Source organism: Methylobacterium sp. J-030 (assembly GCF_022829545.1).
Lineage (GTDB): Bacteria > Pseudomonadota > Alphaproteobacteria > Rhizobiales > Beijerinckiaceae > Methylobacterium.
In genome coordinates, this window is record NZ_JAKSYM010000357.1 from 1 (window position 1) to 378 (window position 378).

Consider the following 378-nt stretch of genomic DNA (forward strand, 5'->3'; position numbering starts at 1 on the left):
ACCTCGCCTGTGTGACCACGGCCCACGACGCATGTGGACTGAACGCGAGCTGTCCCGAAGTATTGGCCCTCAACTTCGCCCTAGGGAAGGGGAAGGGCGTCGCGGTGGGTGCGCAGCCGGGCTCTCACGACCTCTGGGGCGTCGGCCGGCGCCGCATCCAGTTCAGCCCGGACGAGATCGAGCGGCTGGGGGTCTATCAGGTCGCGGCTGCCCAGGCGCTTGCCGCCTATGCAGGTAACCGCATCACCTACGTCAAGACACATGGGGCGCTCGGCAACATCGCGGCTGAGGAGCGTTCGGTGGCCGACGCGGTCGCCCGCGCGGTCAGGGCCGTCGATCCGAATCTCGCCCTACTCGCCATCGCGCTGAGCGCGCAGG

Annotated in this window: 1 protein-coding gene; it reads left to right on the forward strand. The window is 68.8% G+C overall.

All coding sequences use genetic code 11. The features are described 5' to 3' along the window. The coding region (locus MKK75_RS28415) for a LamB/YcsF family protein (RefSeq protein WP_244045836.1) at nt 1–378 on the forward strand (378 nt) is incomplete at both ends.